Source organism: Tsukamurella sputi (assembly GCF_007858445.1).
GTDB lineage: Bacteria > Actinomycetota > Actinomycetes > Mycobacteriales > Mycobacteriaceae > Tsukamurella > Tsukamurella sputi.
Genome location: NZ_VIGV01000011.1, coordinates 114,080 through 120,354, shown reverse-complemented (window position 1 = coordinate 120,354; position 6,275 = coordinate 114,080). Strand labels below are relative to the sequence as shown.

General features: G+C 69.3%; 8 protein-coding genes. 6 read left to right on the top strand and 2 right to left on the bottom strand.

Features of this window, described 5'->3' with window-relative positions:
• The 4 genes from FK268_RS21070 to FK268_RS21055 form a co-directional block, all read left to right on the top strand.
• Positions 1–539, top strand: a 539-nt coding sequence (locus FK268_RS21070) for a pyruvate kinase (RefSeq protein ID WP_231707198.1), incomplete at its 5' end; no start/stop codon positions are given.
• A 25-nt stretch (positions 540–564) separates the two neighbouring features.
• The gene (locus FK268_RS21065) at positions 565–1,455 is read left to right on the top strand and encodes an acyl-CoA thioesterase (protein ID WP_146437410.1); all 891 of its coding nucleotides are present in this window, start codon (positions 565–567) and stop codon (positions 1,453–1,455) included.
• On the top strand, positions 1,452–2,003 hold the full coding sequence (locus FK268_RS21060; protein WP_146437409.1) for a hypothetical protein: 552 nt from the start codon (positions 1,452–1,454) through the stop codon (positions 2,001–2,003). Before FK268_RS21065 ends, FK268_RS21060 begins: the two co-directional genes overlap by 4 nt.
• 6 nt (positions 2,004–2,009) lie before the next feature.
• Positions 2,010–2,738 (top strand): rhomboid family intramembrane serine protease, encoded by a 729-nt coding sequence (locus tag FK268_RS21055; protein ID WP_146437408.1) that lies wholly within the window; start codon positions 2,010–2,012, stop codon positions 2,736–2,738.
• Here the strand turns inward: FK268_RS21055 and FK268_RS21050 are convergent, their stop codons facing one another.
• Positions 2,739–3,710 (bottom strand): cytochrome c oxidase assembly protein, encoded by a 972-nt coding sequence (locus FK268_RS21050; RefSeq protein WP_158636182.1) that lies wholly within the window; start codon positions 3,708–3,710, stop codon positions 2,739–2,741.
• Positions 3,711–3,845: 135 nt separating this feature from the next.
• Here FK268_RS21050 and FK268_RS21045 point away from each other — a divergent pair, with 135 nt between their 5' ends.
• Together FK268_RS21045 and FK268_RS21040 are read left to right on the top strand one after the other, a co-directional pair.
• Positions 3,846–4,154, top strand: a complete 309-nt coding sequence (locus FK268_RS21045) for a helix-turn-helix domain-containing protein (RefSeq protein WP_068533852.1) — start codon at positions 3,846–3,848, stop codon at positions 4,152–4,154.
• Between the two features lie 119 nt (positions 4,155–4,273).
• The gene (locus FK268_RS21040) at positions 4,274–5,629 is read left to right on the top strand and encodes an alpha/beta hydrolase (RefSeq protein WP_146437422.1); all 1,356 of its coding nucleotides are present in this window, start codon (positions 4,274–4,276) and stop codon (positions 5,627–5,629) included.
• Here FK268_RS21040 and FK268_RS21035 read toward each other — a convergent pair.
• Complete coding sequence (locus FK268_RS21035) at positions 5,626–6,231, bottom strand: ANTAR domain-containing response regulator (RefSeq protein WP_146437406.1); 606 nt, start codon at positions 6,229–6,231, stop codon at positions 5,626–5,628. The two genes, FK268_RS21040 and FK268_RS21035, sit on opposite strands and share 4 nt — an antisense overlap.
• Positions 6,232–6,275 lie beyond the last annotated feature (44 nt).

The window sequence follows — 6,275 nt, the reverse complement described above, 5'->3', positions numbered from 1 at the left end:
CGGATGTTGCGAACGCGGTGCTCGACGGTGCGGATGCGGTGATGCTCTCGGGTGAGGTCTCGGTGGGTAAGTATCCGATCGAGACGGTGCGGACGATGGCGAAGATCGTGCACGCTGTGGAGGAGGGTGGGCCGTCGGTGCCGCCGCTCAATCATGTTCCGCGGACGAAGCGGGGGATCATCTCCTATGCGGCGCGGGATATCGGGGAGCGGCTCAATGCCAAGGCGCTGGTGGCGTTTACGCAGTCGGGCGATACGGTGCGTCGGCTGGCTCGCCTGCACACCAGGTTGCCGTTGTTGGCTTTCACGCCGTTGCCGGAGGTGCGCAGCCAGCTGGCGCTGTCGTGGGGTACGGAGACCTTCTTGGTCGACGGTGCCGATAGCACCGACGCGATGATCAAGCAGGTCGATCACTCGTTGGAGGGCATCGGGCGGTACTCGAAGGGTGATCAGGTGGTCATCGTGGCCGGTGCGCCTCCCGGGACCATCGGCTCGACCAACCTGATCCAGGTGCACCGGATCGGCGAGGACGACCACTAGGAACCGCCCCAGTAGGCTTCTCGTCATGACGGAGACACTCACCGACTTCGACGAGTTCCTCGGCACTCTGGATCTGGCGGAGGCGGGGGAGGACCGGTTCCTCGGTCGTCACCCCGCCAAGGTCGCCGCCCGCACGTTCGGCGGCCAGATCCTCTCGCAGGCGATCGTCGCGTCGGGCCGCACGGTCCCCGGTGCGCGGGATTCGCTGTTCCTGCACGCCGCGCACACGCACTTCATCAACGGCGGCGAGGTGAACGCCGACCTGGATTTCGTGGTGCGCCGCCTGCGGGACACGCGCAACGTCGCGAACCGTCTGGTCTCGGTCGAGCAGGGCGGCACGGTGCTGGCGCTGATGCAGCTGGCCTACCAGACCGACGGCCGCAACCCGCTGGTGCACGGCGACGCCGCGCCGCAGGTGCCGGGGCCCGAGGGGCTGCGCAGCATCCAGGACACGCTCGAGGGCTACGAGGACGTGGTCACGATGTTCGTCGAGGCCCCGCAGCCGATGGACATGCGGTTCACCAACGATCCCGCGTGGATCGCCAAGCGCAAGGGCCTGATCCAGGAGGACAACAACGTCTGGATCCGGACCGCAGGACCGCTGCCCGACGACCAGGTGATCCACGACGCGGCGCTCGCCTACGCCTCCGACACCACGATCCTCGACTCGATCATCACCCGCCACGGGCTGTCCTGGGGATTCGACCGGATCATGGCGGTGACGCTGAACCAGTCGCTGTGGTTCCACCGGCGCGTCCGGTTCGATCAGTACAACCTGTACTCCTCGCATTCGACGGTGGCCGACGGCGGGCGCGGTATGTCGAACGGGCAATTCTTCGATACAGAAGGCATTCTGGTAGCAAGCACCACCCAGGAGGGTGTGCTCAAGTACTTCCCGCCGAAGGGGGCCAAGTGACCACCCAGGACACGCAGCAGCGACCGATCCCGAACGTGCCGCAGGGCACGCCGGGCCGCGAGTGGCGCGCCGAGCTGCCCGCGGCGCTGCCGCCGGGTCCGCAGCAGCCGTGGCGACGCCACGGGCCCGGTTCCCGCACCTGGGTCGTCGTGCTGACGGCCGTGCTGCTCGTCGTCATGGCCGGGGTCGGGATCTTCTCCGTCTCGTTCGGCGTCGCGAACACGGCCTTCGACCGCGAGGGCGTCGTCGTGCTGACGCCCACCGAGTACCGGGCGACGTCCTCGACGTGCGCCGGTTCGGGCGATGCCGTCGGCGTCAAGAAGGGCGCCCGGATCACCTTCCGCGGCGCCGGCGACAGCTTCGGTACGACCCTCGGCGAGGGCGTCCTGCGCTCCGGCCGCTGCCTCCTGCCGTTCACGCTGTCCTCCTTGCACGCGAACCCGAACCGGAACTACGAGGTGACCATCGGGGACGTCCCCGGGACGCCGGTCTCCGGCGAGGAACTGTCCTCGACCTCGGGCACCCTCATGGTGTCCCTCGCGGGCTAGCCGCCCGTGACCGTGCTCGGAACGCCGGTCCGGCGGGACTGGCAGCCCGTCCTGACGTACTCGCTGATCGCGGTGAACGTGATCGCCTTCGCCTTCAGCGCGAAGGCCTCGGGCAGCATCGACCGCAACATGTCCTCGGTGGAGGTGGCCCGGCTCGCGCTCTCGGAGCCGGCCACCGCGAACGGCTGGTGGTGGACCGCGGTGACCTCCGGGTTCCTACACTTCGGTCCCATCCACCTGCTGGTCAACATGTTCACGCTGTACGTCTTCGGGCGGAACATCGAGCAGGCGCTCGGCCGTGCCCGCTTCGCGGTGCTCTACGCCCTGTCACTGCTCGGCGGCAGCGCCGCCGTGTTGTGGTTCGGCCTGGAGAACACGATCACCGTGGGCGCGTCGGGCGCGATCTTCGGCCTCATCGGGGCGGAGCTCGTGCTCTTCCTGCGGATGAAGCTGGACCCGACGTCGCTGCTGGTGCTCATCGGCGTGAACGTGGTCGCGTCGTTCGCACTGTCGGGCATCTCGTGGCTGGGGCACCTCGGCGGCTTCGTCGCCGGCGCGCTCGTGACGGCCGGCATCGTCTACGCCCCGGAGCTGCTGCCGCGGGAGAAGCGCACGCGCCGGCAGGTCGAGGCGGTGGGCTGGGCCTGCGCCGGAGTCATCGCTGCGGTGCTGGTGGCCGCGATCGCGGTACGGTTCGAAACCTTCCCGGGCGTGGAGGTCTACTCGCTCCGCTGATCAGCGCCCGCGGTTCATCTCCCGCAGGCGCGCGTTGTACGCGGCGAGGGCGGCCTCGTCGTCGTCCACGTCCACGTTCTCGCCGTTCTCACCCATCAGCGTGCCGCGGCGTGCGGAATCGAGCCAGGTGCCCATGCCCCCGCCGCGCTTGCCGGTGGCCTCTGCGGTGATCCACTGGAACGCGACCACGAGCAGCAGGATCATCATGAGGCCGTCGCCGCCGAACCACATGATCGCGCCCGCAGCCGCTTGATCCTCGAGGCCCGTGGGACCCCAGCCCAGCCGCGAGGCCGCGTAGCCGGGTGCCAACTCGGTGGTGGTCATCATCAGCGTCACGCCGACCAGCGTGTCCGGCCCCATGGCGAGGAGGAACGAGGCGAATCGCAGCGGGTGCGAGAGCTTGGTGGGGCCGCACAGCTCGTTGCCGATCAGCGGCAGCATGAAGATCCAGCCGATCAGGAAGTAGCCGGTGTACTCGAGCTGCTTGAGCCACGGATTGTCCAGGGCGAGGTCCTGGAAGCCGGTCAGGTGCGTGCTGATCAGCGCGAAGGCGTACAGCGGCAGCCCGACGACGGGGCTCGTGATCAGTCGCACCACGCGATTGCCGAGGAAGGCCCGCACGCGCCGGTCGCCGGCCTCGCCCGTGGCCGTCGCGAGCAGCCGGATCGGCTCCGCGAGCACCAGGAACATCGGCACCACGGTGATGAGTACGAGGTGCACCAGCATGTGTGCCCAGAACAGGTGCTTGGCGAGTTCGGCCATCACGCTGTTGACGGAGAACACCAGGAGCGCCATGGCGATGAACCACGACAGGATCCGGGTGATCGGCCAGGCGACTCCGGCGCGTCGCGCACGGGCCGCGCCCACGACGTAGAGAATGGATGCGACGACCATGAGGCTCGTCACCACGGGTGTGAAGACCCAGGTGTGGAGCGCGTCCGGCGACTGGGTCGCCACAGCTGAGGGATACATCGATGCCCGTTGTACCACCCCTGGCAAACTAATCCAACCGGCGTGTAACAAACCACGGCGCACGGTCGATGTACGGTCGAACGCCCCTATCAGCCGCCTGGGTACCCGCCCCGGGCTAGAACTCACGGAGTAGAGATGCCGAAGGTCCCCGAGCCCACGCCTCAAGAGGTCCGCGACTTCCTCAGCCCGATCTCGCACTGGTCGCATCTGAAGGCGAACGCGGAGGAGCAGTACCGCAAGACGATCCTCGCCGCGTACGCCGCGCGGATCCCGATCGTGCACATCGCGCGCTACACGGGAACGTCGCCGCAGGCCGTCAAGAAGGTCATCGACCGTCAGAACGACAAGGCCACGGGCGACGCACCCGCCTTCCAGAACATGCCGCGCACCGGGTACTACCGGGGCCAGCAGTTGCCGCCTTCCCGGTCGGTCCGCGCGGTCTGACCCTCTCGTCGGTCACCGTCGTCGGACGGTGACCGCCGGTGGCGGTCGGGCACCCGTACAGCGGGCTGCCGGGCTGTTCCCAGCGTTCTCCCGGTTTCGGGCCGGACACTGCAGATGTGATGACGCATCGCGGCGGAACGTCGCTGCTCACCGGCTGGCTGCCTCTGACCGTCTTCGCCCTCGCGGCGTTGGCCGCGGCACTGGTGCTCCTCGGCCGTGGCCGCTGGCTCCGGATCGGACTGCCCCTCTCCCTCCTCGTCGGGGCGGTGGCGGCGTGGGCCGCCGACGCCGAGGTGAACGCGCAGGGCGTCGCTGGGGAGCCCGCCCCTCGCATGTTGTGGGTGTGGCTTGGGCTGGCCGCGGCGACGCTGGTCGCCGGTGTCGTCCGGTTCCGATCGGGACGGTGGCGAGGGCGGGTGGTCTCGATCGTCGCGGTCCCGCTCCTGCTCGTGGCGGCGCTCCTCGTGGTCGACCAATGGGTCGGCTACTACCCGACGGTGCAGGTCGCCTGGTCGGCATGGATGGCCGGCCCCCTCCCGAACCAGATCGCGCAGAGTGATCTCCCCGGACTGCGGAACACGACGCAGAGTCGGGGCCGCGTCGTGCCGGTGGACGTCCCGGACGATGCGAGCGGCTTCGCGCACCGCACCGAGTACGTCTACCTGCCGCCGGCGTGGTTCGCCGGGCCCACACCTCCCGTCCTGCCCGCCGTCGAGATGATCGGGGGCGAGTTCAACACCCCGGCGGATTGGATCCGGCTCGGATCGGCGACGCAGACGGCCGACCGGTACGCCGCCCAGCACGGAGGGCACGCACCGATCCTGGTCTTCGTGGACTCGGGAGGCAGCTTCAACAACGACACGGAGTGCGTCGACGGTCCGCGGGGTGCGGCGGCGGCCCATCTGATCAAGGACGTGCGGCCGTACGTCGTCTCGACCTTCGGCGCGGCGGCCGACGCGAGCCACTGGGGTGCTATCGGCTGGTCCATGGGTGGTACGTGCGCGATGGACCTCGTCGTGACCCGTCCGGATCTGTTCAGTGCCTTCGGCGACATCGGGGGCGACCTCGGACCCAACACCGGCACCAAGGCGCAGACGATCGCGCGCCTGTTCGGCGGCGCTGCGGCGCGCTGGGACGACTACGACCCGCAGACGGTGATGGCCCGGCACGGGCCGTACGCCGGGGTCGGGGGAGTCTTCGTCGACGCCGACGGGCAGCGACCGGGACGTGGTGGACACGGCGGTCCCACTACCGGAGCATGGCGGCCGAACCCGCACGGCGGGGGAGGCGGAGCCGGGCGGCAGTACGCCGCGGACCCGACCGAGAAGGGGAGCTCGCAGACGCTGTGCTCACGCATGAGGACGGTGGGGATCGCCTGCACGATCACCTCCGTCGGAGACGGACACACCTGGCAGTCGGCGACCGCAGCCCTGTCGTCCGCCCTGCCGGCGGTGGCCGGGCGGATCGGTGCTTAACCCCGCGCCTGCTCCGGTCCCAGAGTGTCGATCACCAGGTGCGCCACGGTGCGCATGTCGGTGCGGCGGTCCATGGCGGTCCGCTGGATCCAGCGGAAGGCCTCGGGTTCGGAGACGCCGTGGGCCTGCATGAGGACGCTCTTCGCCCGGTCGACGAGCTTGCGGGTCTCCAACTGGCCGGCGAGCGTCGTCACCTCCTTCTCGAGCGCCTTGAGCTCGGAGAAGCGGCTGATGGCGATCTCGATCGCGGGCACCAGATCGGCCTTGGTGAAGGGCTTGACCAGGTACGCCATCGCGCCGGCCTCGCGGGCCTTCTCGACGAACTCGCGCTGGCCGAAGGCGGTCAGCATCACGACGGGCGCGATCCGCTCGCGGGCGATGTCCTGCGCGGCGTCGAGCCCGTTGACCACGGGCATCTTGACGTCCATGATCACCAGGTCCGGCTGGAGTTCCCGGGCCTTCTCGAGCGCCACCTGGCCGTTCTCGGCCTCGCCGACCACGTCGTAGCCCTCCTCCCGCAGCATCTCGGTGAGGTCCATGCGGATGATCGCCTCGTCCTCGGCGACGAGCACGCGGTGCGGGGTGGGCTCGGTGTCCTTCATCAGGGGGTACGTTACCGGGCGGCGGAAATCGGACCCGTCGCGCG

Coding starts and splice junctions, on each gene's coding strand:
- FK268_RS21065 (WP_146437410.1), top strand. CDS start 565: ATGACGGAGACACTCACCGACTTCGACGAGTTCCTCGGCACTCTGGAT.
- FK268_RS21050 (WP_158636182.1), bottom strand. CDS start 3,710: ATGTATCCCTCAGCTGTGGCGACCCAGTCGCCGGACGCGCTCCACACC.
- FK268_RS21045 (WP_068533852.1), top strand. CDS start 3,846: ATGCCGAAGGTCCCCGAGCCCACGCCTCAAGAGGTCCGCGACTTCCTC.
- FK268_RS21040 (WP_146437422.1), top strand. CDS start 4,274: ATGACGCATCGCGGCGGAACGTCGCTGCTCACCGGCTGGCTGCCTCTG.
- FK268_RS21035 (WP_146437406.1), bottom strand. CDS start 6,231: ATGAAGGACACCGAGCCCACCCCGCACCGCGTGCTCGTCGCCGAGGAC.